This window comes from Ornithinibacillus scapharcae TW25 (genome assembly GCF_000190475.1).
GTDB classification, from domain to species: Bacteria; Bacillota; Bacilli; order Bacillales; family Amphibacillaceae; genus Ornithinibacillus; species Ornithinibacillus scapharcae.
In genome coordinates, this window is sequence record NZ_AEWH01000069.1 from 1 (window position 1) to 1,245 (window position 1,245).

Sequence of the window (1,245 nt, forward strand, 5' to 3'; positions counted from 1 at the left end):
TTTTTTGGTGGTACGTATTTTACTCCTAACACCTTACACCATTCTTCTACTACTCTTTCAGCCACTTTGAATAAGTTATCTTCATTCTTGTAGTAATCGTTATCTGCTTTGTTGTCGATAAATCCATATTCAAATATTAGGCTTTCTGTATTACCAGTTTCACGAGGAATAAAGTAGTAATCAAGTTTATTCTTGGTCCAGTCTGCCTGTCGTGAAAATACTCGCTTATATGGTATTCCCGAAACTCCACTAATCGCCCTCGCAAACCTTTCTGCTAACTTGTCATCAGTCCACACAGAGTGTATTACTTCCACACCGCGAGCTTTTCCATTAAATGCGTTAAAGTGATTACTCATGCAGTATCTAGCTTTGTTTTTAATCAATGCTGTACGTGGTCCGGAAGCTAAATTTTTGTCAGTAGTTCGAGTAATGGCAACTTTAACACCTAATTCTTTGAATCTTACATACTGATATAAGCTGATTCTGAGTGTCCAGTCTTTTTCTTTTGCGCCGAACCCATTAGCACCTGGGTCATTACCTCCGTGCCCTGGATCAATAAACAAATCATACTCAAATGAATGAAATGGATAGGTCATTACTTATCACCCTTGCCAACTTTATTAGAATCAAAGAATTTCGTTACAAAATTAAGATTCAATCCAATTCGACTAAAGTTCTCTACAATGCTTAATACTTCATATACAATAACCATACCTACACCGATTTTAACAATCTGTTCATTTGCTCCTAAATAGGCATCTATAAAAACAAAAAAGGCAACTGCTGCCAGTTCCCCCACTTTGCGTATTAACCCTACATAGTTAATCGAACTATTTAACTTTTTTTCTTTCCCTGCAGCTAGTAACCCCGTGACCACATCAAATGCAATAAATCCTAGTACTACATACCACACATTACCCACAACTGCTGCAATGTCTATTCCATTATTAAATTCCATCATTGTCTTTCCCTCCAATAGAAAAAGGACTGATTTCTCAGCCCTTTAATCAAAAAATGAGTATATATAAATAAAAAATGAACCAACCACAATTACTACGCTCACACTACCAAATGTGTAAAATAAAACATTTTTAGTTTTATTTAACCATTGAGGTAAAGGTTTGTGTTCCCCTTCCTCTTTAGGTGGTAGAAAGCGTAACATGATGACCGATATTAAAGCAACTAAACCAAGTACCCCAATAAAAATAAGGTTTTTATCGGGAACAATCCAAAAAGCAAACCCGG

3 protein-coding genes are annotated in these 1,245 nt (G+C 36.1%); all 3 read right to left on the reverse strand.

Features of this window, described 5'->3' with window-relative positions; all coding sequences use genetic code 11:
* Positions 1-596, reverse strand: a 596-nt coding sequence (locus G5W_RS0119305; RefSeq protein ID WP_010099212.1) for an N-acetylmuramoyl-L-alanine amidase family protein, incomplete at its 3' end; no start/stop codon positions are given.
* On the reverse strand, positions 596-961 hold the full coding sequence (locus G5W_RS0119310) for a phage holin family protein (RefSeq protein ID WP_010099214.1): 366 nt from the start codon (positions 959-961) through the stop codon (positions 596-598). The genes G5W_RS0119310 and G5W_RS0119305, both read right to left, overlap by 1 nt.
* A 42-nt stretch (positions 962-1,003) precedes the next feature.
* On the reverse strand, positions 1,004-1,245 hold a 242-nt coding region (locus G5W_RS23875; RefSeq protein WP_010099218.1), incomplete at its 5' end, for a hypothetical protein.

Excerpts from the sequence above, each read along its gene's own strand:
- G5W_RS0119310 (WP_010099214.1), bottom strand. The coding sequence starts at position 961 with ATGATGGAATTTAATAATGGAATAGACATTGCAGCAGTTGTGGGTAAT.